Raw genomic sequence first — 24,368 nt, forward strand, 5'->3', positions numbered from 1 at the left:
CATTCTGAGCGAGCCACTTTCGCTTTTTATTAACATTTGTTACAATAGTAAAAATAGAGGAGGGACGTTATATGCCAAAGGGTTCAGGTAAGGTTATTGCACAAAATAAAAAAGCATTTCATGATTATTTCATTGAAGAAACATACGAGGCAGGGCTTGTCCTTCAAGGAACGGAAATTAAGTCGATTCGCGCTGGACGCGTGAACTTGAAAGATGCGTTTGCACGTGTACATAATGGTGAAGTATGGGTACATAATATGCATATTAGTACGTACGAGCAAGGGAATCGTTTCAACCATGATCCGCTTCGCACGAGAAAGTTACTTCTTCATAAAAAAGAGATTGAAAAGTTAACGGGTGCTTCAAAAGAAACAGGCTATGCATTAGTTCCAGTTAGAATTTATTTAAAAAATGGATTCGCGAAAATGGCACTTGGTTTAGCAAAAGGTAAAAAGCAATATGATAAGCGTAACGATTTAAAAGAAAAAGAAGCAAAACGTGAAATTGCACGCGCGTTCCGTGATCGTCAAAAGATGTAATACAGATATTTACATTTGTAAAACGACGCGCGTATGTTATAATAAATTATGTAAGATTGTTGCACATTGAAAAACAGCTCTTAGTAGCTATCACGATATTTCTTCGTATGCTCCATTTTTATCATGGGGACGTTACGGATTCGACAGGGATAGTTCGAGCTTAGGTTGCGAGTCGAGGGGATCGGCCTCGTTAAAACGTCAAAGCCTATAATTGGCAAACAAAACAATCTTTCTTTAGCTGCTTAATTGCACTAAAGGTTCCTCCCTCCATCGTCCATGTGGTAGGGTAAGGGACTCAAACTAAGTGGACTACGCCGGAGTTCGCCGTCTGAGGGCGAAGGAAGAGAACAATCAGACTAGCAACTTGGAAGCCTGTCGATAGGCCGAAGAGTTCGCGAAATGCTAATATATCGACTACACTCGTAGAAGCTTAAGTGCCGATATTTTTGGACGTGGGTTCGACTCCCACCGTCTCCACCAATACATATTTGGTGGTTTTTTTATTTCATGTTGTGATTTGAACCATAACTTTGCCACTTTGGCAAGGTTATGGTTCTTTTTGTTTGCGGCAAAGATATGCTTCCAGGATTTGAAAAATATTTTTAATGTCGCTTTTAAATAAAGTCACGGCGTTTTTAAAAAGACGCGATGTTTTGTCCCTATGGATCTGTTTATCTAAAGGGATGTTTTTATAGCGAAAAGAAAACCTGAACTGAAAGGCGGATTAAGGAACTGTTGAGCGGCAATAAAGTTACTCCACTAAAAGGCCATTTAATTGAATAAGACTACAAAAAAGTCACTTTCCCTTACGTAAGGAAAGTAACTTTTTAGATTAATTTTCCCCTTGTTATCATGCTATTTACTTTAAGTTCATTTGACTAATTTTGAAAATGTTGTTGACTATTCAGTTGAACTGTATTAAATTGTTATTAAGTTGAACTATATAGTCGAACTGAATAAAGGGTGAGGATATGAAACATAAATTATTACCGTTGTCTGAAACCATGCATTATATTTTATTAGCTTTGCGTGAGCCGCTCCATGGCTATGCCGTAATGCAGAAGATAGAAAAGATGAGTAACGGTACTGTTATTTTAGCAGCTGGTACATTATACGGTGCGATTGAAAACTTGAGTAAGCATGGTTGGATTGAACCTGTTGGAGAGTTAGGTCGAAGAAAAGTTTATATGATAACTGCAGAAGGAAGCGCCATTTTGAAAATGGAACAAAATAGGCTATTGCATATTTTATCCCTGTACGAAGGAAGTGAATCCAATGAAGAAATTTAAGATGTTTTTTGATATTGAAAAAGAGGAGCAATGGCTGAACGAGCAATTACAAAAAGGCTATCGTTGTACAAATATTAGTGGATTAGGAATATACACTTTCGAAGAAACAGACAAGAGATATATTATACGACTTGATTATCAAGATTATTTACCTAAGAAAAAGTTGGTTGAATACAAAGGAATATATGAGGATTTTGGTTGGAACTATATAAAGGGTCCCGGGCTTAGTGGAATACGGTATTGGCAAAAAAAAGATGATGATCAAAATGAAATCTTCTCGGATCGCCAATCTAAGGATAATCATTATAAAAAATTAATGAATTATTCATTTTGGTTGGTTATGCTGTGTTTAGCTTATTCTTATATGTTTTACAAGGATTCAGGATTATATCATGAAGGTCTTTGGAGTATGAAAGGTTCATTATTTTGGAAGGCATTTTTATTTGAAACTCCATTTGTCTTTTTGAAGTTGTCTTCCACACTTCTGTTTGTTTTTTTTGGTATCAATTTCTATAAAGCTTATCGAAAGTATTCAATGTTAAAAGAAAAATAAACGTTTTTGAAATATTCCAGAATCGGGCGCGATTGTGGAGTAAACACAGGTAGAAAAATGATTAAACTTTTTATAAAAAATTATTCACTAGCAACAAACAACCCAAACATCTTGATCAAACTTTTTTCAAAATGTTTGGGTTTCTTCTGTTGAAAAATCAATTTTTGTAGCATGCTTTTGATCAAACTTTATTACAAACCAACAGCATTCACGGCAAGCTTATGGGTTAATAATTTATCCACGGCAAAGATATGCTTCCTTTTCCCTCGAACAATCAACTAAATCTCCTCAAAAACATGTAATTTCCGGCAAGGATATGCTTCCTTTAGCGGCAACTTTATGGGTAAAGTCACACATGTGTGATATGAACCATAAGTTTGCCGGAACGGCAAGCTTATGGTTCTTTTTGTTTGCGGCAAACTTATGCTTCCCCTATTATAATAATCGTGCATTAAGGTCATAATATTAGGTAATAAATATTTTAGTGACATTGTTTTTCTTAATGGACAATATTATAATTAATAAAGGAAGTTTTTGTTATTATTAATCGTATGGAGGGAGTGTATCAAATGCTGCAATTTAAGATTTTTGAACTTTTTAATTTTAGTGAAGAAGATCTAAAAAAGGTTCAAAATATATTTGTGGGTAATGATTTAATTCTTCTTGATAAGAATTACATGGCCATTACATACGATTATGCTACGAATAGTTATATTGAATTATTAAAGAAAGCCAAAAAGGTAGATAACATCCGGCAGGTAATTTTAACGTCAAAGCACTTTTTTAATTTAATAAATTATGCTGTTAATACAAACTCTTCCATTAGTGACTTGAAGTTTGTTTCGCAAATTCCTGAAGAAAGTATAGAGTTTGTACATGAGTATATTGAATTGATAAATTCAGCTATGACGGAAAAAAAAGATGAATATAAAAATCGGTTGTTTAATGAACTAGACTGGTTGATTTATGATGAATGCATTGATATAGAAAAATTATCGATTTTAACAAAGTTTGGTGATTCTCGTCTGTATAAAAAGGTAGATCTATATAGCAATGGAGTTGTTACAGTCAACAGTGATCATGTTTCAGATGAGGTAAAAACATTGGTTTTATCAATTATTAAGGGGATAGCTCATGCTTAGGTCATTAATAAATTTGCGAAATATCTTGGCGGAATGGATTATACTATTAAGTCCTGTCTTAGCAATTTTTATAATGTATATATTAAAGGTTGATGTAGCTACATCCATATCAAATTTTATTCCTGCTCTTCAAGAGGCAATTAGTGCTAAACCAGGTATAAGTTTTACTATCAATACTGCTCTTATTGCGTTATTAGTGAATTTGTTTATTAAAATTTTTAAACATCCAGGAAAACTAGAAATTGAGATGAAAAGCTTAAAAACTAGAAAAGATAATTCTGTCTTAGAAGTAAATAATCCTCGTAAGCGAGTCAATATTGATGTAGCGTGTAATGCAAACTTTAAATTCATGTGGTTAAAAAAGGTCATTCAAAAATGGGGGAGAATGAAGTTAGTTCTATATTTTCCTCATTGGGTAGATTATAACATCGAAAATGAAAGTGATTTTAAAAGAAACACAATAGAGCAGAAACGAAATGAGGATAAGTTAGAAATTGATTTAGGACATGCTCTACAGGAACATATGAAAACAGGGAAATTTTCTGTAATTGTAAAAGTTGGTCCTAATGTCGTTGATAAGAAGGAAGATTATATTATAAGCAAGTTTGTTGTTGAATCAAAAAGCATGTTTAGCAAATGTTTAACTTGTATTTTAATTATTTTATTTCTGGATTTTAAAGAATCACAGCATTTGGTAGAAGCAAGAAATGATGATTAAAGAGGGAGAGGGACATTTTGAACAAATTTTGTATCCTACATTTACATCAGTTTAATAGCTTAGAAGAATTTCAACAACTTTTACAAGAAAATCGAAATATTGAATATCCTCAAACAGGGTGTGTAGAGGATCAATTGTACTGTAGTATAATTGATGTACCAGATTTTCCTCTTACAGATGTAACAACTTTAGAATTTGATGATGAACTTGTAAATTATTTGTATTTTACAGGATCTATAGAAACGCAAAAACGAGTAGGGCCCTATGATAATCATGGACAATTAAAACCGAGAGACGAACGTGTGAGTAAATTTTCTTCAGATATATTGGTTTTTGAAAATAGGAATCGACTATTTGCTATAGTTTTTTGTGGCGCTACAAACGGGAAAAAGGTAATGAAAAAGTTATTTCCTTCAGTAACTTTTGGACTTATTGAGCCATTTAATGATGAATTAACTGAGGATGTCCTATATTGGTTATTTAAGCATTATATAGATGTTCCCGATGAGCCCCTATCGGAAGAACATGATATTTTTGTTACTGCATTAGAAAGCTATATGGGGACTACAAGAGATAATGTAAACGCTGTAAAAGGTGATGGGACAAGAATATCAACCATTTTAGGCACATTAGCTTTTTTATTTCAGAACGATAAATTAAAAGCACTAAGACCACAAATCCAACATATGGATGAAACGGTATTAGTAGAAATGAGATTAACTGGTACCCTTACGTTATGGCCAAACTCATATGCTGGTAATTATTTTAGAGCATTGACAGGTATTGAAAAACAAAATGCACTTGCTATATATGTTTTTCTCAAGATTTTACCTTCGGTAGTTGAAAGCTATAATAATAATATTAACGATCAAGCATGGTCACCACAGTTAAAAATTGATTTTGTAAAACGTTTGGGATCAATGATTAGACAAAGAGTTGATGCTGAATTGATAAGAATTGAACAAGAATCGAGAGGCCTTGTAGATATTCCTCTTATGGAAAATGATGAAGATGAGGATATTGATGAATTTGATGAATAGGCATTAAAAAAATTCCTTAAAAATAAAGAGTAAATAAGAGGATGGTTTCTTTGTTAGAAGAAACCATCCTTTTTGGTGTCAAGCATTAATTGGCCAATCTCTATATTTTTCCTTTGCCTCATCAACAATTGCGTTCATGAGAAATTGTAGTTGTTGGCTAGAAACTTTTTCTTTAATAAGAACTTTTGTAACTGCGATGCGTACTTTTGCTAAAACATCGGTACGATGAACCTCTGTCCAGCCAGGACGAAATTCTCTCTTCATTTCTTTAATTACTTTATGAACCAAATCGGCAATAAACTTATTTTCAAAGGTATGTTCCCTCATGTTAGCGATAATCTCATAGAAGGAAGCTTCTTCTTCGGTTAGCCCTAAATCTTTACGTTTTTGTTCCTCAGTCATCATTTCATTACGCATTTCTGTCATAATACGCACTACGTCTGCTGCATTAATAATGCGGTTATGATATTCATTTAATGTTTTCTCTAATAGCTCACTCATTTTTTGAGATTTTGCCTTGTTTTTAGAAAACGTTAATTTTACCTGGTCTTCTAATAGTTGTTTGAATAATTTTAAACGTAAATCTTCATGTTTTTTATCTTTTACGTCTAATATAAATGCTTCATCTAGAATAGATACATCTGGCTTTTCTATACCTGCAACGGCAAATATATCAATTGTTTGGCGGGTTACGAGACTGTCATTTATTAATTTGTTTAATTTTTGTTCTAATTGCTCTTCTGCTTGAAAATCCTTCATACTAATTTTACGTATTTGGGTTTTTACAATTTCATAAAGCAATATTTCATCTACTATAGGTCTTACGATCATTTCATTAGAAACAAGTTTATAGGATTTAGATAATTTTAATTGAGCCTCTAAGAAATCTTTTTCTATATCCATACCTAAAAACTTTCCTAGTAGTGTTGCAAATAAATCTTCTTGCTCAATTTTGCTCAATTTGCGCCAATCTGTCGGACGTAAATGTGCTGGTACATATTGTCGTATAATCTCTAAATTCCCCCAAAATATCTCTAATGCTTCTTCCATATCAAAAAGTGCTTCTTTTGGTGGTTCGATACTATTTGTATATTGTTTTGTTGCCTGTTTTAATTGGTCTACAATGCCAATAAAATCAATGATTTGACCGCCTTCTTTTTCTGGAAACACCCGATTAACACGTGCGATTGCTTGAATTAAGTTATGACCTTTCATAGGTTTGTCGACATATAGAAATGTCATTGGTGGGAAATCTGAACCTGTTAAGAACATATCTACAACTAAGCATAGTTTTAATGGGTCTTTTGGAGCTGCTAATCTTTCTTTGATAACTTTCTTTTCTTCGTCATTTTTTATATGTGAGTATTGGCTACCTTGTTGAACGTCTTTCCATTCTATTGGATCGTCTGTTCTTCCTCCTGTCATAACAATTTCCATTTGTGGACAATTAGGTATTTTCTTTAGTTGGTCATACAAAGCTACGCAAATATGCCGACTCATCGTTACTATTAAGCCTTTTGCAAAAGGCTGCTCAATACTAGCAGTATTAAAGTGGTTTACAATTTCTTTTGCTAATTGCTCTAATCGTTTTGGTGTTCCAACGACCTTTTTTAATGCTGCATATTGACGCTTGTACTTTTCTAATGCATCATCATTTGAACCATAAGCAACGATGTCAGCTAATTCCTCATCAATATTTAGATTAGTTAAATCTAATGGAATTAAGCGAGAGTCATATGTTAATTTAACAGTTGCACCATCGTTTACCGATTGAACCATGTCATATGTATGAATTATAGGCCCAAATTGTTCTGTAGTATCTCGTCCAATCATAGAAATTGGTGTACCTGAAAAGGCAACATGAGAAGCATTTGGTAAAGCTTGTCTTAAGTTTCCAGCATATCCTTTTACACCATATTGAGTGCGGTGTGCTTCATCAGCAATAACAATAATATTGGAACGATCAGATAATATAGGGTGTTCATTTTCATCATCTTTTAAGCGGAATTTTTCAATTGTAGATAATACAATTTGTCCACCTTCATTTTGTAATAAATCACGTAAATGATCTGCTGAACTTGCTTGGAATACCTTGCCTATAAAACTTTCCGCACTAACAAATGTTTTATATAATTGTTCATCTAAATCTGTGCGATCTACCTGTAAAACAATTGTTGGGTTGCTTAAATCTTTTGAACGGCGTAGTAAATTTGCTAAAAATAGCATAGTAAAAGATTTACCTGAACCAGTACTATGGAATACCGTTCCAATCTTTTTATTTCCATTTGGACCAGAAGCCCGTAACGCTTCCTCGTATGCAATCGTTGCTCCGAAGTATTGATGGTATTTTGCACCAATTTTTACGCTAGCCTGTCCTTGTACTTTAAAGAAAATAAATCTTTGAATGTATTCTAATAAACGATCTTTTGAAAATAGCCCTTCAATTAATGTTTTCATAGATAATATAGGATTATTTTCAATTGTATGTCCATCTTTTGACTTCCATTCGGCAAAATATTCAAATGAAGCAAATGGCATCCCATGCATTGTTTGTACTCCATCTGATAGGACAACAAAAGCATTGTAATCAAATAGCTGTGGAATATCTTTTACATAATGTTGTAACTGTAAATGGGCACCTCGAACAGATGGATCTTCACGATAAGGGCTTTTTAATTCAAAAACAATTAATGGAATACCGTTAATATAAATTATAATATCAGGCCTACGAGAAAAACGGCCTTCAATTGCTAGTTGGTTCATAACAATGAAGTCGTTATTTTTTGGGGTACCCCAATCTATTAAATTAACATCTGTATATTTTATTTTTCCGTTTTCTTCATATGAAAAAGTATATCCTTTAACTAGGAGTTCATGAAAACGTTCATTTCTTTTTTCTACATCTATTCCATCTATTGTGGTTAATAATGAGACTAAGCGTGGAATCTCATTAGATGGAATCATTTGATATTTATCAGAAAGGAACGTTGCTAAACGTTCCCTTATTATTACTTCATGTAAATTATTACGTGTCATCCATTCGTGCGCTGGTAAGTATGTGTAACCTTCTTGTTGTAGTCTCTCGATGGTTGTTTGTTCAAAATCTGATTCATACAACCGACTAGCCATTTGTTAACACCTCTTTCGTTATTTTTGCGGCTTCTTTAACTTCTATTTCTCCTGAAATGAGGCGAGGTAGAAGATATTCACGAGCTTCCTGTAGTTTTAAGTTCGTTATAGAATTTATTTGGTATAAATTATCCCACTCACAAACAATTTTCTCAAATTGAAGCATTATATTTTTAGGGGGAACAACTATCTTTATATTTGCTAATTCTGTTTTGTTAATTGAATTAAATATAGTGCCTGAACCATGGCTATCTTCTTCTTTGAATATATATTTTAACGTATAAAGTAAAAATGAATTAGTATTATTAAGCGATGATAAGGTTGCTAATCCCCTACCAATAACCATTTTACTAGGAGCAATATTAATTCTTCCGACAGGTGCTCGAACACTAAAGAGAATATCTCCTGCTTCTGCAACTTTTAAGATTTTAGAACTAAATGTGATATGTTGTGGGAATCTTGGGCCAAAATCTTTAACCCCTTGATGAAAAGGGAGTCCTTCTCCAATACTATTATAGAATTCTGATTTAGGGGATTGCCCCATATTAATGTTAGCAATATCACTGAGTTTTCTTACCTCCCACTCATTAGGAATCAAGCCTAAATCACTTTCTACAAACTCATCATCTTGAAATGGACCAAAATCAACAAACCAATGTTTATATAATACTTTTGCCATCTCTTCTAGGGTTTTGTTTATAGAGGAATTAATAAATATCTGATCATCGATATCCCCCAGGAGTTCTCCGATTTTACGTTGTTTTTCAAATGAAGGGTTTGGAATTTTTAATGCCCGTATGCTTTTAAGACTAATTGTCTTTTGAGTGGAACCTCCAGCTTGTGCTTCAATTTGTTCTTTAACTATTGGTGCCTGCAGAGCGTAAAATAAAAATTTATTGTCACACTCTGTAGGGTTTATAACTATGGTATTTTGGCCTAGACAGAATTTATTTGATGTATTAACATAGGAAACCACCCCATAAGTACCTACCCTAGACATAACTATGTCACCTTGCTTAGGGAGGTATTTTTTTGAAAATTCCTCAAATACAGACTTGGATACTTTTAAAGTATTATGTAGATTTAAATAACCACCTTTAATGTCTGTTACTCTGACCATAGGATATCCTTGTTCGGAATAATTAGGAGTTTTATGTAAAGAATCAATAACATTTACTATTACGTTCAGTTCAACTAATGGAAATTTATCACTCACAATAATCCCTCCAAGTTATTCAAAATCTTCTTTTGAAGGTGATTGCTTTCTTCGAATTGTGTTTGTAAAGTTTCAATTAATTCACCCATTTTTTCTTCAAATGGTATGCCATCAATCTCTTCAATTTCTGAGTCAACATACACCCCAGCTGTTAATTTGTAGTCTTGATTTTGTACTTCTTCTAATGTTGCTACTTTACAAAATCCTGCTTTATCTTCATGGTTACCACCTATAGTTCGGTATTGATGATAGGCATTAGCAATCTTATTAATTTCTTCTTCTGTTAATGCTTTTTGGCGACGTGACACCATATTACCCATTTTACGGGCGTCGATAAATAAAATTTCTCCTTTACGTTCACGATATTGTTTTTTATCATATCGGTTTTTACTCAAAAAGAATAAACAACATGAAATACCTGTCGTAAAGAATAGTTTTTCTGGCAATTGGACAATACAGTCTATATAGCCCTGTTCGACTAATGCTTGTCTAACTTCTTTTTCACCTGTAGTATTTGTTGTCATTGCACCATTTGCCATAACGTATCCAGCTGTACCAATATCACTTAAATGATATAAGAAATGTTGCATCCAAGCATAGTTAGCGTTACTATCTGTTACTTTTACCCCTTCTAGCCCTAATACTTTGAAACGTGGATCATCATTAGCAATCCGATCCGCACCCCAATCCTTCATGTTAAAAGGTGGGTTTGCAATAATAAAATCTGCTTTTAAGTTTGGAAATTGGTCAGTTAGTAAAGAGTCTCCTAAACGAATATCAGCATTAATACCGTGTAATAGCACATTCATTTTACCTAGCCGTACGTTATTCTCTTTAATTTCTTGTCCATAAAAAGATAGGTTACGATTATGTTGAGAATAGCCATCAGATTGAATGAACATCCCGCCTGATCCGCATGCAGGATCAAAAACTTTTCCTTCTTTTGGTTCAAGCATAGCAACTAATAAATGTACAATAGATGCTGGTGTGAAAAATTCCCCACCACGTTGTCCTTCTGTAGATGCAAAGTTTCCAATAAAGTATTCATATACTCGGCCTAATATATCAACACTGTTCTCGTTAGTAGCACTAAAAGCATCACGTGAAAAGATAGTAATAAGTTGAGCGACATTTTCTATTGGTAAAGAAGTTGCACGTTGGAAAATTCGAGGTAAGGTGCCTTGTAGTTCTGGGTTTGTGTCCTCGATCAATTTCATCGCATTGTCAATAATTTCTTTAATGTTAGGTTGATTTGCATTAGCGCGGATATAGTCCCAATGAGCTTTTTCTGGAATTATAAAGACATTTTCAGATCTATATAGGTCATCCATGCTAAGGAAAGTTTCGCGTATTATTTCATCTCCGGCCGCGTAAAAGTCGCTATCTGGATTATCAGTCATAGCTTCAATTTGTGCTTTGCGTTTATCATAACGTAATGATAGATATCTCATGAAAATTAATGGTAATACATAATGTTTATAATCAGCCGGTGAAACTGGCCCGCGTAATTGGTTTGCTGCATCGAATAAATCTGTTTGAAAGTTTATATCTGCTTTAGGTTGAGTACTCATTATAATCCTCCTGGTAGTACATTCATTATCTTTAATTATATCATTCATCTAGTTTTTAGAATAAGGATTCATAAATGTTTTATTTGGAAGAACTAGTAGTTTATATATAAACATATCTGTCCATATTTGTAATAGGATATTTTACAAAGTGCGGTGTTGAAATTGCATTATGCATATTCAAAAAGAAGTCAATTATATGGAGTTAAACCTATGGGAGTAGGGAGTCCTTATATGGAATGTTTAACAAGTTACTTAATTAGGTTATCAGAAGTACATAAAGTTTATCCGTCATCGTTACTTTCTTATATCGTTGCACCAGTACTTGATAAAGAATTTCTTATCAACAGTGTTAAAAGAGGTGGAAATAGATTTTATGATGGTGCTCGAACAATTAATGCTTTTGAACAAAATGCTATCGATATGGTAACTGTTTTAGAAGGGTTAACCGGAGTGCAGCATTTGGATCAATTGACATTAATGGGATTGAAGGAAGTAATTCCATCACGGTATTTATTGAAGAATCATTTTTCTTGGTGTCCATCATGTTATGAAGAACAAATGAATAATGAAGAAAGTCATTATAATCCATTATTGTGGAGCCTTGAGGTAGTTAAGGTATGCCTTAAGCATAAATGTAGATTAGAAATACATTGTCCTTCTTGTTATAAGAATCTCCCTGTTTTACACAGGAAAAGTCAAAACGGATACTGTGTATATTGCAATACATGGCTAGGTATAGAAAAAGGTAACAATCAAGATTCACATAATCTAGAGCTTAATTACAAAATAACTTTAATAGCGGAACAATTTATAAATCATAAAGAAGAGATATCGGTTTCAGGAAATAGACAACAAATCATTAAAAATTTAAATTATCTTGTTGAAACTTATGAACAGGGGAATCTACAAAGGTTTGCGAAAAACTTAAACTTAGCAAAAACGACTCTTTGGGATTGGTGTAAAGGAAAGGTTTTACCACCCCTTCCTAGGATTTTTGAAATATGTAGCTTATTTGATATTTCACCGGTTTATTTCTATACCCAAGATATTAGTACAAATAAAAATCTAATTACCTTGAATGTAGAGACTCTTTTAAGGAATCGGGGTAAAAGAGAAATTAGATTTGATTGCACTAAGGCATTGTCCATACTTAGAGAATATGCCAGCAATTCAGAACGAATTATATCTATGACTGAATTAGCTAAGTTGATAGGCTACCCAAAAAGAACACTTTATGAACATTTTCCAGACCTATGCAAGATTATTTCTGCAAAGAATAAAGAATTTATTAAAAGACGAACACAACAGGCCTATGAAGATAATTGTTTAATAATTGATAACTGTGTTGAATTTCTAGGAAAGCACGGCGTATATCCGAGTAGAAGAAAGATAGAAGAAATTGCCCATAAGCCGGGGTTACTTAAAGATAAGAAGTTAAGAGAGTATTTAAATAGATTGATGCAAAATGAATTTTCTAATGACAGGAGGTAAGTCATGTTCAGTGAACAGGAGTTTCAAAGCTGGTGTATTTTATTAGATTTTACCAAAGAGACAGTTAGTACAATTCAAAAAATCCGGACATCGCCGCCTTCTCGTAGTGTTAGAAGTTCGAAAAAAAACTTATCTGGCAAGTACCCAAGTAAGAAAATGGGGATGTCTATTCAATACGAAAGTTATACTGTTGAACTAGTTGCTATGTACGTAATGGAATATGATGATGATGATGTAATTGAGTATTATGACCAGCCTATTACTTTAAAGTTAGATTATTCTCGGGAAAGTGGTAAGAGAATCGCCTTTTATTATACCCCAGATTTTCTAGTGTTAAGAAAAGATGGTGTACAGATTGAGGAATGGAAAACAGAAGAACAACTAATTAAGCTTTCAGAGAAAGATCCGGTAAGGTACTTTAAAGACGAAGAGGGGAACTGGAGATGTCCGCCTGCAGAAATTGCAGCCAGTCAATTGGGTTTGGATTTTGTTGTTCGATCATCGGCTGAAATAGATTTAAATGTGCATAGAAATCTTATATTTCTAGAGGCATATCTCAAGAATGGACATTATACAGTATCAGAAGACAAGAAAAAAGAAATCATTAATATTCTTTCTTCGAATTTAGGAATGAAATTATCTGAACTGCTCGCTTCTTTAAAAACAACAAATGCTGATGATGTATATATATATTGATTGCGAGGAATGAAATATATGTGGACCTGGTCAAATATATAATTGCCAATTCTAATGATGCACCAATTTTTTTGAGTGAACAGCATAGCAAGGCATTTGAAAGTATTAATTCAACAAAAAACGAAAATATTCATCCAATAACAGCTGTAACGATAGAGGTTAATGCGACAGTTATATGGGACGGAATTGTTTGGAGGATTGTAAATGTAGGTTTTCAATCCATCTCGCTTTATTCGGATGAAAATGGATTAGTAGAACTACCTAAAATACATTTTATAGAGTTGCTGAATAACGGTAGGATAGATCTCAAAAATGAAAAAGAGGAGGGTAGAAAATATGCGCCCTTTATAGAAAATATATTAGAAATGGGACCAGAAGAGTTGGCAAAGGCTAATAGAAAAATAAATGTAGTTAAGCGAAAATTAAATAATGAAAAAATACCTAGTAGTGAAGTTTCTGAAAGGACTTTGAGACAGTGGGTAAAAGACTACAAAGAGGCTCAACAGATATATGGAAATGGATATATAGGTTTATTAACTAAAAATCAAAGCAAGGGTAATCGAGAGAAAAAACTTCCAGCTGAAACAATATCTTTAATAGAAGAAGTAATTGAAAGGGAATATGAGAATCTTAAACAGAAGAATAAAACGATCGTATACGGACAGCTAGTCATTTTATGTGAAAGTAAAAATATTCCTATCCCAAGCTTTAAAACGTTTTGTAAGGCTATTAGGCATAGAAATCGGTATGAACAAGTCAAGAAAAGACAAGGAGAACGGTCTGCTTATAAGCATGAGCCGTTTTATTGGAATTTAGAAAGAAGCGTTCCAAAACACGGGGATAGACCTTTTGAGATTACGCATGTAGATCATACACAGTTAGATATTCAGGTTGTATGTTCTAGGACGAGTAAAGTATTAGGAAGACCGTGGTTAACATTATTAGTGGATGCTTACTCTAGAATGGTCCTTTCCCATTATATTACCTTTGAGTCACCTAGCTACAGATCAGTGATGGTAGCATTGAGAGAATGTGTGCGTAAATATCATCGACTTCCGCAATCTATTGTAGTGGACGGAGGAAAAGAATTTCACAGCATTTATTTCGAAACATTTACAGCTATGTACGAAATTAACAAAAAAGTAAGACCACCAGCAAAAGCTAGATTTGGAAGTGTAATTGAAAGATTGTTTGGCACCTCGAATTCTAATTTTCTCCATAATCTAAGGGGAAATACTCAAATTATGAAGAATGTTCGACAAGTTACCAAGGCTGTAAATCCTGTGAATCACGCGATATGGACTTTGGGGAATTTGGAAGATGTGTTTGATAAATGGCTAGTGGAGGTATACAGCAACAATGTACATCCATCATTGGAAGGGCTTACGCCTAATGAAGCACTTAATGAAGGCATATATAGAACAGGAGAGCGGAAACTTGATTTCATCTCGTATGATGAAAACTTTATCGTTACTACTTTGCCGTCTACAAGGAATGGGGTGGCTAAAGTGAATTTACGTACAGGTATTAAAGTGAATTATATAAATTATTGGAGCCCTGCTTTTAACAATTCTATACTTGAGGCGAAAAGTGTACCTGTGAGATATGATCCATTTAATATCGGAATTGCTTACGCGTATGTAAACAAAAAATGGGTAACGTGTACCTCTGAATATTATCATGAATTAAAAGGGAAAACAGAACGAGAGCTAAAATTAGCTATGGAAGAAATTAAGAAAAGAAAACAAAATCACGTCAAAGGGTATGCAATCACAGCTAAGAAAATTGCTAAATTTATTAATAGTATTGAGGAAAAAGAGAAATTAATGGCAGAAAATATGAAGAGACAATTGTCTTCTAAAAGGGATCAGAATGAAATAGAAGAACAATACTCTTCTTCTATTTCATCAAAAGCTAAAGATTTATTGGAAGATATGGAATTTCAAGAGTTTGATATCTATAAGAAGGGAGGCTGAAATTAAGATGAATAAATATAAAGAGAATCAGAATAGGCCTTTATTTATTGAACAAGATAAAAAGTTAAAACAATTTGAAAGTCTTGTGGTAGAGCATACTATAATTAAACAAGTCAAAGAACAGCTTATATCTTGTATCCTTAATCCAGCAGGAACCTTTATCTTTTTAGTTCTTGGGCCAAGTGGGGTAGGAAAAACAACTTTAGCTCAAGTGTTGGAAGAATATTTCATTGAACAAATGAAGGAAGAATTAGTAAGGGATCGAGGGAGAATCCCTATAGTAAGAACTGAAGTTGTAGGATTTGATTCTGGAAAATTTACTTGGAAAGATTATTATTATCGAACTTTAGAGGCATTACAGGAACCACTTATAAATCATAAGGTTATTATAGAAAATCAAAAGGATAAGGTGCAAAATTCTACAATTAACTATCATAGCAAATCTACCTGGTATGCGTTAAGAAGCTCCCTTGAGAACGCATTTAAGTTTCGAAGACCTGTAGCTTGTATATTGGATGAAGCGCAACATTTGCTAAAAGTATCAGGCTCTAAAAGTTTACAAAATCAACTAGATACCATTAAGTCTTTAGCAAATCAAACAAAAGTACCTCACATATTAGTTGGTACATATGAATTAAAAGAGTTTTTTAATTTAAGTGCCCAGCTTAGTCGTAGGACAATTAGTGTACACTTCCCAAGATATAAAGCCAGTAATGTAGATGAATACCGTACATTTTTATCAGTGATTCGTATGTTGCAAAAAAACATGCCTCTAGAAGAAGAACCTAATTTATTACAGCATGCAGATTTTATTTATGAGCGTACATTGGGCTGTATAGGTATATTAAAAGATTGGCTAACCCGTTGTCTCGGAGATGCTCTTCATAATCAAAAAAGCACTATTACAAAAGAAATGCTACATAAATATGCTATGCCAATTCAGGCTTTAGAAATGTTGTATGGGGAAATTGAACAAGGTGAAGCTTTATTTGATGAAAATGAACAACATAGGATGAATTTCTTATATAAAATAGGATTAAAAGAGAGAGAGGAAAAGCAAGCGAAAAAAACAGTTGCAACTAGAAGGCGTAAGGTTGGAATGCGTAATCCAAAAAGAGATCCTGTAGGTAAACAAGATTATATGGAAGGCTGAAAATATGGATATATCAAAAAAGCCAACAGTTAGTTATTTCTATCCTATAAAACCTATAAATATTGGTACTCCAATGGTTGAATGTTTAAATAGTTATCTTAAAAGACTTGCTGATGCGCATAATGTTAAATTAAGAACCCTTGTTTCTCATATTATTTTTTTGCATCCAGAGAAGCGTAACTTACTTTCTAAAGAACCTCAACAGGGAAGTTTTATCAATCAGACTTCTTATTATAGTATGGCGAAAAGTACATTGATAATTGCTGAATCCTTAGAACTGTTAACGTTACAAAAAGGTTTTAAGTACATGACGATGCTAACTTGGAAGGAAGTTGTATATTCTCAGAATTTATATAATTTTTATAAGAAGTGGTGTCCCCACTGTCTTGATGAATGGAAGAAGGTTGATGAAGAAATATATGAACCATTTATTTGGTATTTTGATTGTGCCACTGTATGTTTGAAGCATAAAAGAAAATTAGAGGCTTTGTGTCCTAATCCAAAATGTAGGAGAGAACAAGTAGCTATTAGACAGTCTCGGGGTCATTGTTATGCATGTGGTAATTGGTTAGGACAAAGAGGATATGATTTTTCGGAAAAGCAATATGAGATAACTCAAAGAGATGAATGGATTAATAAAAGTATAGGAGAATTGTTACAAGTAGCTCCATACATTGTTCCTCCGACAATAGAAGAGATCTCTTTAATGCTTGAACAGTATGTAACAGTTCTTTTTCAAAGTGACCATCGCCAGTTTTGTAAAGCGGCAGGCATACATCCTATGACTCTAAAAGCAATTATGCTTAGAAAGCAAAGGATATCACTACAAGCACTTTTATCATTAAGCCTGTATACTAAAATTCCATTGTTAAAGTTACTGAACTTGTCGTATAAAAGTTCTAATGACTAAAATAGTAAGATTAAATACCTCATACTGATAATAGGTATTTTTATTTGTCTTGTTGTAACATTCACGGCAACTTTATGGGTTAATAATTAATCCACGGCAAAGTTATGCTTCTTTTTTACTCGAATAATTAACTCTCCTCCTCTCAAAAACATGTGATTTCCGGCAAAGTTATGCTTCCTTTAGCGGCAACTTTATGGGTAAAGTCACATGTATGATATGAACCATAACTTTGCCAGGTTGGCGAGGTTATGGTTCTTTTTGTTTTGTAGTTTTATAAAATGCTGAAGTTGAGGACAGTCCCCTTGAAACAGAAACTGAATGAATAGATATTGATGATAAGCAGGTAGATACAGTCTACCTTTAATGATTACATAATATGTATTTAAATCTTCATATCCTTTGTGTTTCTATTCGCATCTATTGTAAGATTATATAGAGTTCTCCTAATAAGCTGTTACAATGGCCTTTTTTAGGGGTTTCATATTTATAAATTTAAAAATGTTTTTTTGAGATAAATTGAAGTAGAGGTGAACCATCGGTGAGGCAGGTGTTAGTAATTAAGAATGAACGGTCTTTAGCAAAGAAAATCGTAAGCGGTTTAACGCAAGAGGGCCATTTCATTTTAAAACTTCACAATGAAAACCAAGGTTTAAATATAGCATATGAACAAGATTGGGATATTATTATATTGGATTGGGATTCATTAAGTATATCGGGACCAGAAATTTGTAGACAAATACGACTTGTTAAAACGACACCGATCATTATTGTGACTGACAATATTTCTAGTAAGGATTGCATAGCAGGGCTACAAGCAGGAGCAGATGATTATATTAGAAAACCATTTGTGAAAGAAGAATTAGTAGCAAGAGTTCAAGCTATTTTAAGGAGAACTGACTATATCCAGCAAAATGAGACAAACTTTTTTCAATTTAAAGATCTCTTTGTTGATACATCTAGCAATATTGTGAAAAAAGGTAGCGAAAATCTCTCGCTTACGAAGCGCGAGTACGATTTACTTGTATTTTTAATTAAGAATAAAAATACAATATTGAGCCGTGAAATGCTTTTAAATCAAGTTTGGGGATATAACGTAGTAGTGAATCCAAATGTAGTAGACTTATATATTGGGTATGTAAGAAAAAAGTTAAAGTGTGAGAAGAGAGACAGATATATTCAAACGATACATGGCAGAGGCTATTCAATGGTTGAATGATAAAAATAAGATAATAAAATAGTTTCTGTGAAATATGAAAAGAAGGAAACTATAAAAAGAAGATTGCTATTAGGAAATGGTCATTGTTTTGCAGTAGAAATCATGGTTTATAAGGTGCTCAATCTATTGATTAGCACGTGTGTGGACTGACTCTGGTGCGCATTAGATGAGGTTGTATCTAATTTATGTTTAATTTGATTAACTCACACCATTCACAAGATTTTCACAGAATTAATGACTATACTTATTTACAGGATGTTCAAATGAAAATGATTATCAATAGCAATTTAGATACATGAAAGTTACTATCTAATTCAATCTATGGACGTCATCATTTTCGAACTAAATTACATAATAAGGAGTATACGTATGAAAAAAACTATGCTTTTAAAATTAGTAAGTATTCTAGCAATTTTCACTTTAATGTTAGTAGCTTGCTCAGATTCAAGTAAGGAAACTTCGAAAGCTAATAAAGGTGATAGTAGTGATAAACCAAAAACGGTTGAAATCACTGATGCTCATGGAACTGTTAAAGTCCCTGTAAATCCAAAGAATGTAGTTGCTTTAGATAATAGAACGTTTGAAACTTTAGCTGATTGGGGAATTAAATTAGCGGCTGCTCCAAAGGATATCATGCCTGCGGATTCAGCATATAAAAAGGATGATTCAGTTAAAAATATCGGGAATCACCGCGAACCAAATCTTGAAATCATTGCAGCGGCAAACCCTGACCTTGTAATCGTTGGTCAAAGATTTGCTGATCATTACGAAGAAATCAAAAAATTAGTGCCAAATGCAGCTGTTATTGATCTTAATTTTGATGTTTCTGAGAAGGCTACTAAGCCTGGAGAAAACTTAGTAAAAGGACTTAAAGATTCTACAACTACTTTAGGAAAAATCTTTGCTAAAGATAAAGAAGCTAAACAATTAGTAGCTGATTTCGATAAATCTATTGAAAAAGCAAAATCTGCTTATAACGGAAAAGATAAAGTTATGAGTGTTATCGTTACTGGTGGAAATATTGGCTTTGCTGCGCCGCACTCTGGTCGCGTTTGGGGACCTATGTATGAAATTTTCGGTTGGACTCCAGCATTAGAAGTTTCGAATTCTACTGCAGGTCATAAAGGTGATGACGTTTCTGTTGAAGCTATCGCACAAACAAACCCTGATTGGCTTTTCGTATTAGATCGTGATGCTGCAACATCTGATGCAGCTAAGTCAGCTCCTGCTCAGGATGTTATTTCTAAATCACCAGCTCTTCAAAATACAACTGCTGTTTCTAAAAAACAAGTTATTTATGCACCAGCAGATACTTACACAAATGAATCAATTCAGACTTATATAGAGTTATTTGGAAATCTTGCAAAAACTTTAGCTAAGTAGTGTAAAGGGGTACGAAACAGTGTCAAAAAATATGATTTCTAGGGTTGAGAATATTTCTCAACCCCAGTTTTATAATCACAATAAAATATGGACAAAACCTTTTATAATAGCGGTTATAGTTGTTATAATTTTAGGGATTATATCACTGTTTACTGGAGTTTATGATATACGTGGACAAGAGGACGGAATGGAGATGTTTTTCATCACTCGTGTTCCGAGAACAGTTGCATTAATGCTTACTGGAGCTGCAATGGCAATGGCAGGGCTCGTAATGCAATTAATTACACAGAATCGTTTTGTTGAACCTACTACAACGGGGACGATTGAATGGTCAGGCTTAGGCCTGCTTTTTGTATATTTATTATTTCCTGCCCCGACTTTAGTTCAAAGAATGACTGGTGCAATCATTTTTTCTTTTATAGGAACTATGATTTTCTTTTTATTTTTAAGAAGAGTTAAACTTCGTTCTTCTTTAATTGTCCCAATTATTGGATTGATGCTTGGAGCAGTTATTTCTGCAGTGTCTACTTTTTTGGGACTCCTTTTTCAAATGACGCAAAGTATTGAAACTTGGTTCGTAGGTTCATTTGCTACTGTTCAGGTGGGAAGATATGAATATTTATGGCTGATTGTTATCGTTACTTTGTTTATTTTTATGTATGCTAATAGATTGACTTTAGCTGGACTAGGAGAAGATGTCGCAACAAGCCTTGGAGTTAATTACAATAGAATTGTTCTTTTTGGGACTGGTCTTATCTCTGTTGCTGTTGGAATTGTTGCAGCTGTTATTGGAAACTTACCTTTCTTGGGATTAATTGTTCCAAACATTGTTTCCATGTTTAGAGGGGATGATCTTAGGAGTAATTTACCTTGGGTATGTGTGATCGGAATGGGGACAATCACTGCCTGTGACATCATTTCTCGAACAATTATAAAGCCGTTTGAATTACCTGTTTCTTTAATACTTGCAACAGTGGGAGCGGTCGTGTTTATTACTATTCTATTGAGACGAAGAAAACCAAGGAGGCTGCGATGATCACATTAGATTATAGAAATAAAGAAAATGTCGAAGTCGATTCTAGCCTTCATAATGAAAGTAGATCAGCTAGTGCTTTTCGTTCTAAGAAGGAGGCAAGACGTTATTGGATTGTACTGACAACATTGATTGCTTTAGGTCTCCTTTCTTCATATGGACTTTTAGTTTATAACAATCCAGTTCCGATAGATTCACCTTCTTTTATCCCGGTTGTTAAGAGAAGGATAGTAGCTATTGTTGCAATGATTATTGCTGCAGTTTGCCATAGTTTATCGACAGTCGCTTTCCAATCTATTACAAATAATAAGATTATTACTCCTTCACTTTTAGGTTTCGAATCACTTTATTCAGCAATTCAAACGAGTACAATATTCTTCTTTGGTGCTAGTGCATTAATAAACTTTAATGGAATTGGATCATTTTTATTTCAAGTTGTTGTGATGGTCTTCATGAGTTTGATACTTTATGGGTGGTTACTTTCCGGTAAATACGGGAATTTACAACTTATGCTTTTAGTTGGAATTATTATTGGTACCGGGCTAAATTCTGTGTCAACTTTTATGAGAAAACTACTTGCGCCTTCAGAATTTGATATTTTACAAGCGAGATTATTTGGTTCTGTTAATCATGCAGACCCTGCATATTTTCCTGTTGTAATTCCTATGATCATAATTGTAGCGTTATTAATTTTTGCTCATTCTAAGAAGTTGAATGTTTTGTCACTAGGAAAGGATGTTGCTACTTCTTTTGGGGTTAAATATCAACCTAGTGTAATTTATACGCTTGTGTTAGTAGCTATTTTAATGTCTATCTCAACAGCTCTAATTGGGCCACTTACTTTCTACGGCTTTTTAGTAGCAACTTTGAGTTATCAGGCGGCGTCAACTTATGATCATAGATATATTTTCCCAATGGCTTTTGCTATAGGATTTTTAATAATGACGAGTGCATACTTTTTAATGTATCATGTATTCCATGCTCAAGGTGTAGTTTCAGTTATTATTGAATTATTTGGTGGAATCATATTCTTAACTATAGTTTTAAGGAAGAGGGCTTTATGATAAAAATCGATAACGTTAAAAAGTTCTATACTGATAAGGTGAAAATAGGACCTTTGGATATTGAAATACCAAAAGCGGGCTTTACTTCTTTAATTGGACCAAATGGCGCTGGAAAGTCTACGACACTTTTGATGATTGGAAGACTTTTAGATATGGATGAAGGTCAAATTCAAGTAGCGAATATGGATGTTGCTGAATCCAAATCAAAAGACTTAGCAAAAGTTTTGACTATATTGCGACAAGAAAATCATTTTGTAACGAGGCTTACTGTTAGACAATTAGTTGGATTTGGGCGCTTTCCGTATTCTAAGGGAAGATTAACTAAAGAAGATGAGGTTATCATTTCTAAATATATCGATTTCTTAGATTTAACTAGTTTAGAGAATAGATATTTAGATGAGCTTTCTGGTGGTCAAAGACAAAGGGCATATGTAGCGATGGTATTGTGCCAAGAGACTGAATATGTGCTATTGGACGAGCCTCTGAACAACCTTGATGTTGCGCGCTCTGTTCAAATGATGGAGCATTTGAGACGTGCAGCTAATGAATTCGGAAGAACAATTTTGACTGTTATGCATGACATAAATTTTGCAGCTAAATACTCTGATAAAATTTGTGCTATGAAAGATGGGCAAATTGCTGCTTTTGGAACAGTAGAAGAGGTTATGGACCCAACACTTTTGACAGATATTTTTGAAACAAAAATAGAAATTATCAAGGGTCCTTATGGGCCAATTGCTGTTTATTAGTTACAAAATGAGTATGCAAAAAAAGCTGCTGTCTATATTTTATAGGCAGCAGCTTTTTTTGCGATTGTCGATGATAGCTCTGTCCCACAGGTATTTCATTACTTCCGGTCCTGCGATGCTTCCAACAATAAACTTGTAAATTACTCATAAAATACAAAGGAATGCTTCGATTTTTCAAGTATCTACCAAATGAAAAATTTATCTCTGTATAATTTTTTATAAGAATTCAGCTTGGTTCTTTGTATGTAATATTGCATATAAGAGTGTATTGATAAAAGTGTAAGGGGTCACTATAATGAGGGCATAAAGATAAATCACATTTTCGTAGCAATAAAAAAGGAGGAAATAATATGGAAATCGCAATGGCAGTTTTGAAATTTGTAGGTGGCGTAATCCCGTTAATTCAAGAACTTTTGAAAGCATTTATGTAGGTTTATTAGTTAGCTATCATTTATCAATCATTATCATATCTTACTAAAAAAAGAACGGGGTGTTTTTTTCTGAATATTAAGAAAAAAACTAAAAGAAGAAAGTTCCTTTCCTGTTTATTAGTTAGTCTATGCACGATTAATTATTCATCTATTTCCTTCGCAGAAACACAAGTAGGTAATGCAACTGATGTAACCAAAAATGCTAGTGGCATTGATACTGGTATAGCAAATCTTAAATATAATAATCAAGAGGTTTTAGCTGTAAATGGTGATAAAGTAGAGAGCTTTGTTCCGAAAGAAAGTATCAATTCAAATGGTAAATTTGTAGTAGTGGAACGCGAGAAAAAATCACTTACAACTTCACCAGTCGATATTTCGATTATTGATTCTGTGGTGAATCGTACGTATCCAGGAGCGGTACAACTTGCAAATAAAGCTTTTGCAGACAATCAACCGAGTTTATTAGTGGCTAAGAGAAAGCCTTTGAATATTAGTATAGACTTACCTGGCATGAGAAAAGAAAATACAATTACTGTCCAAAATCCGACATATGGTAATGTGGCTGGAGCAGTAGATGATTTAGTATCTACTTGGAATGAAAAGTATTCTAAAACACATACGTTACCCGCAAGAATGCAGTATACAGAATCTATGGTTTATAGTAAATCACAAATCGCAAGTGCCCTTAACGTTAACGCCAAATATCTTGATAACAGTCTAAACATTGATTTTAATGCGGTTGCAAATGGAGAGAAAAAAGTGATGGTAGCGGCATATAAGCAAATATTTTATACCGTAAGTGCTGAACTACCTAACAATTCATCCGATCTTTTTGATAATAGTGTTACTTTTGGTGAGTTAACTCGTAAAGGTGTAAGTAATTCGGCCCCACCTGTTATGGTCTCGAATGTAGCTTATGGTAGAACTGTTTATGTAAAATTAGAAACAACATCTAAGAGCAAAGATGTACAAGCTGCTTTTAAAGCCTTACTTAAGAATAACAGCGTCGAAACGAATGGACAGTACAAAGATATTTTTGAAGAAAGTACCTTTACTGCTGTAGTATTAG

The 24,368-nt window shown here is 33.5% G+C and carries 20 protein-coding genes and 1 other RNA gene; 18 read left to right on the forward strand and 3 right to left on the reverse strand.

The window, feature by feature from the left end:
* Positions 1-71 precede the first annotated feature (71 nt).
* From smpB to DM800_RS28450, 7 genes are all read left to right on the forward strand, one after another.
* Positions 72-539, forward strand: a complete 468-nt coding sequence (gene smpB / locus DM800_RS28420; RefSeq protein WP_001123908.1) for an SsrA-binding protein — start codon at positions 72-74, stop codon at positions 537-539.
* A 125-nt stretch (positions 540-664) separates the two neighbouring features.
* Positions 665-1,019, forward strand: a transfer-messenger RNA (tmRNA) gene (ssrA, locus tag DM800_RS28425).
* 491 nt (positions 1,020-1,510) lie between these two features.
* Positions 1,511-1,828 carry a PadR family transcriptional regulator gene (locus DM800_RS28430; RefSeq protein ID WP_088298722.1) on the forward strand — a complete coding sequence of 106 codons (318 nt, stop codon included), beginning with the start codon at positions 1,511-1,513 and terminating at the stop codon, positions 1,826-1,828.
* Positions 1,815-2,381: a DUF2812 domain-containing protein gene (locus DM800_RS28435; protein ID WP_098139663.1), complete on the forward strand. Its 567-nt coding sequence runs from the start codon at positions 1,815-1,817 to the stop codon at positions 2,379-2,381. Before DM800_RS28430 ends, DM800_RS28435 begins: the two co-directional genes overlap by 14 nt.
* Positions 2,382-2,950: 569 nt before the next feature.
* Positions 2,951-3,523: a hypothetical protein gene (locus DM800_RS28440; protein ID WP_147788164.1), complete on the forward strand. Its 573-nt coding sequence runs from the start codon at positions 2,951-2,953 to the stop codon at positions 3,521-3,523.
* Entirely contained in the window at positions 3,516-4,241 is a 726-nt protein-coding gene (locus tag DM800_RS28445) for a hypothetical protein (RefSeq protein ID WP_147788165.1), read from the forward strand. Before DM800_RS28440 ends, DM800_RS28445 begins: the two co-directional genes overlap by 8 nt.
* Before the next feature lie 17 nt (positions 4,242-4,258).
* Complete coding sequence (locus DM800_RS28450) at positions 4,259-5,281, forward strand: hypothetical protein (RefSeq protein ID WP_147788166.1); 1,023 nt, start codon at positions 4,259-4,261, stop codon at positions 5,279-5,281.
* Positions 5,282-5,359: 78 nt separating this feature from the next.
* On the opposite strand, the gene DM800_RS28455 is transcribed toward DM800_RS28450, so the two are convergent.
* The 3 genes from DM800_RS28455 to DM800_RS28465 are packed head-to-tail and all read right to left on the reverse strand — an operon-like array spanning position 5,360 to position 11,197.
* Positions 5,360-8,410, reverse strand: coding sequence for a type I restriction endonuclease subunit R (locus tag DM800_RS28455; RefSeq protein ID WP_147788167.1), 3,051 nt, complete (start codon positions 8,408-8,410; stop codon positions 5,360-5,362).
* A complete protein-coding gene (locus DM800_RS28460) occupies positions 8,403-9,626 on the reverse strand; it encodes a restriction endonuclease subunit S (RefSeq protein ID WP_147788168.1) in 1,224 nt (407 codons plus the stop codon). Before DM800_RS28460 ends, DM800_RS28455 begins: the two co-directional genes overlap by 8 nt.
* Positions 9,623-11,197: a type I restriction-modification system subunit M gene (locus DM800_RS28465; protein WP_147788169.1), complete on the reverse strand. Its 1,575-nt coding sequence runs from the start codon at positions 11,195-11,197 to the stop codon at positions 9,623-9,625. Before DM800_RS28465 ends, DM800_RS28460 begins: the two co-directional genes overlap by 4 nt.
* A gap of 210 nt (positions 11,198-11,407) precedes the next feature.
* On the opposite strand from DM800_RS28465, the gene DM800_RS28470 reads away from it, so the two are divergent.
* From DM800_RS28470 to alo, 11 genes are all read left to right on the forward strand, one after another.
* Positions 11,408-12,688: a TniQ family protein gene (locus DM800_RS28470; RefSeq protein ID WP_147788170.1), complete on the forward strand. Its 1,281-nt coding sequence runs from the start codon at positions 11,408-11,410 to the stop codon at positions 12,686-12,688.
* A gap of 3 nt (positions 12,689-12,691) precedes the next feature.
* Positions 12,692-13,384, forward strand: a complete 693-nt coding sequence (locus DM800_RS29815; RefSeq protein WP_255447117.1) for a Tn7 transposase TnsA N-terminal domain-containing protein — start codon at positions 12,692-12,694, stop codon at positions 13,382-13,384.
* A 20-nt stretch (positions 13,385-13,404) separates the two neighbouring features.
* The gene (locus DM800_RS28475) at positions 13,405-15,360 is read left to right on the forward strand and encodes a Mu transposase C-terminal domain-containing protein (protein ID WP_255447118.1); all 1,956 of its coding nucleotides are present in this window, start codon (positions 13,405-13,407) and stop codon (positions 15,358-15,360) included.
* A 7-nt stretch (positions 15,361-15,367) separates the two neighbouring features.
* The gene (locus DM800_RS28480; protein ID WP_147788171.1) at positions 15,368-16,513 is read left to right on the forward strand and encodes an AAA family ATPase; all 1,146 of its coding nucleotides are present in this window, start codon (positions 15,368-15,370) and stop codon (positions 16,511-16,513) included.
* Between the two features lie 4 nt (positions 16,514-16,517).
* The gene (locus tag DM800_RS28485) at positions 16,518-17,423 is read left to right on the forward strand and encodes a TniQ family protein (RefSeq protein WP_147788172.1); all 906 of its coding nucleotides are present in this window, start codon (positions 16,518-16,520) and stop codon (positions 17,421-17,423) included.
* Positions 17,424-17,961: 538 nt separating this feature from the next.
* A complete protein-coding gene (locus DM800_RS28490) occupies positions 17,962-18,639 on the forward strand; it encodes a response regulator transcription factor (protein ID WP_087983994.1) in 678 nt (225 codons plus the stop codon).
* Positions 18,640-19,008: 369 nt separating this feature from the next.
* A complete protein-coding gene (locus DM800_RS28495; RefSeq protein ID WP_087983993.1) occupies positions 19,009-20,022 on the forward strand; it encodes a siderophore ABC transporter substrate-binding protein in 1,014 nt (337 codons plus the stop codon).
* 19 nt (positions 20,023-20,041) lie between these two features.
* On the forward strand, positions 20,042-21,058 hold the full coding sequence (locus tag DM800_RS28500) for an ABC transporter permease (protein WP_046955599.1): 1,017 nt from the start codon (positions 20,042-20,044) through the stop codon (positions 21,056-21,058).
* Positions 21,055-22,119: an iron chelate uptake ABC transporter family permease subunit gene (locus DM800_RS28505; protein ID WP_000631136.1), complete on the forward strand. Its 1,065-nt coding sequence runs from the start codon at positions 21,055-21,057 to the stop codon at positions 22,117-22,119. The genes DM800_RS28500 and DM800_RS28505 overlap by 4 nt, the downstream gene beginning before the upstream one ends.
* Positions 22,116-22,868: an iron ABC transporter ATP-binding protein gene (locus DM800_RS28510; protein ID WP_098047320.1), complete on the forward strand. Its 753-nt coding sequence runs from the start codon at positions 22,116-22,118 to the stop codon at positions 22,866-22,868. Before DM800_RS28505 ends, DM800_RS28510 begins: the two co-directional genes overlap by 4 nt.
* 500 nt (positions 22,869-23,368) lie before the next feature.
* Positions 23,369-24,368: anthrolysin O/cereolysin O family cholesterol-dependent cytolysin Alo (gene alo / locus DM800_RS28515; RefSeq protein WP_147788173.1), on the forward strand; the 1,000-nt coding region annotated here is incomplete at its 3' end.

Origin of the sequence: Bacillus sp. AY18-3 (assembly GCF_008042305.1) — a bacterium.
Taxonomy (GTDB): Bacteria; Bacillota; Bacilli; order Bacillales; family Bacillaceae_G; genus Bacillus_A; species Bacillus_A wiedmannii.

What these genes read in the sequence shown, in the direction of transcription:
- smpB (WP_001123908.1), top strand. Translation starts at nt 72, where the DNA reads ATGCCAAAGGGTTCAGGTAAGGTTATTGCACAAAATAAAAAAGCATTT.
- DM800_RS28430 (WP_088298722.1), top strand. Translation starts at nt 1,511, where the DNA reads ATGAAACATAAATTATTACCGTTGTCTGAAACCATGCATTATATTTTA.
- DM800_RS28435 (WP_098139663.1), top strand. Translation starts at nt 1,815, where the DNA reads ATGAAGAAATTTAAGATGTTTTTTGATATTGAAAAAGAGGAGCAATGG.
- DM800_RS28440 (WP_147788164.1), top strand. Translation starts at nt 2,951, where the DNA reads ATGCTGCAATTTAAGATTTTTGAACTTTTTAATTTTAGTGAAGAAGAT.
- DM800_RS28445 (WP_147788165.1), top strand. Translation starts at nt 3,516, where the DNA reads ATGCTTAGGTCATTAATAAATTTGCGAAATATCTTGGCGGAATGGATT.
- DM800_RS28455 (WP_147788167.1), bottom strand. Translation starts at nt 8,410, where the DNA reads ATGGCTAGTCGGTTGTATGAATCAGATTTTGAACAAACAACCATCGAG.
- DM800_RS28465 (WP_147788169.1), bottom strand. Translation starts at nt 11,197, where the DNA reads ATGAGTACTCAACCTAAAGCAGATATAAACTTTCAAACAGATTTATTC.
- DM800_RS28470 (WP_147788170.1), top strand. Translation starts at nt 11,408, where the DNA reads ATGGGAGTAGGGAGTCCTTATATGGAATGTTTAACAAGTTACTTAATT.
- DM800_RS29815 (WP_255447117.1), top strand. Translation starts at nt 12,692, where the DNA reads ATGTTCAGTGAACAGGAGTTTCAAAGCTGGTGTATTTTATTAGATTTT.
- DM800_RS28480 (WP_147788171.1), top strand. Translation starts at nt 15,368, where the DNA reads ATGAATAAATATAAAGAGAATCAGAATAGGCCTTTATTTATTGAACAA.
- DM800_RS28485 (WP_147788172.1), top strand. Translation starts at nt 16,518, where the DNA reads ATGGATATATCAAAAAAGCCAACAGTTAGTTATTTCTATCCTATAAAA.
- DM800_RS28495 (WP_087983993.1), top strand. Translation starts at nt 19,009, where the DNA reads ATGAAAAAAACTATGCTTTTAAAATTAGTAAGTATTCTAGCAATTTTC.
- DM800_RS28505 (WP_000631136.1), top strand. Translation starts at nt 21,055, where the DNA reads ATGATCACATTAGATTATAGAAATAAAGAAAATGTCGAAGTCGATTCT.
- DM800_RS28510 (WP_098047320.1), top strand. Translation starts at nt 22,116, where the DNA reads ATGATAAAAATCGATAACGTTAAAAAGTTCTATACTGATAAGGTGAAA.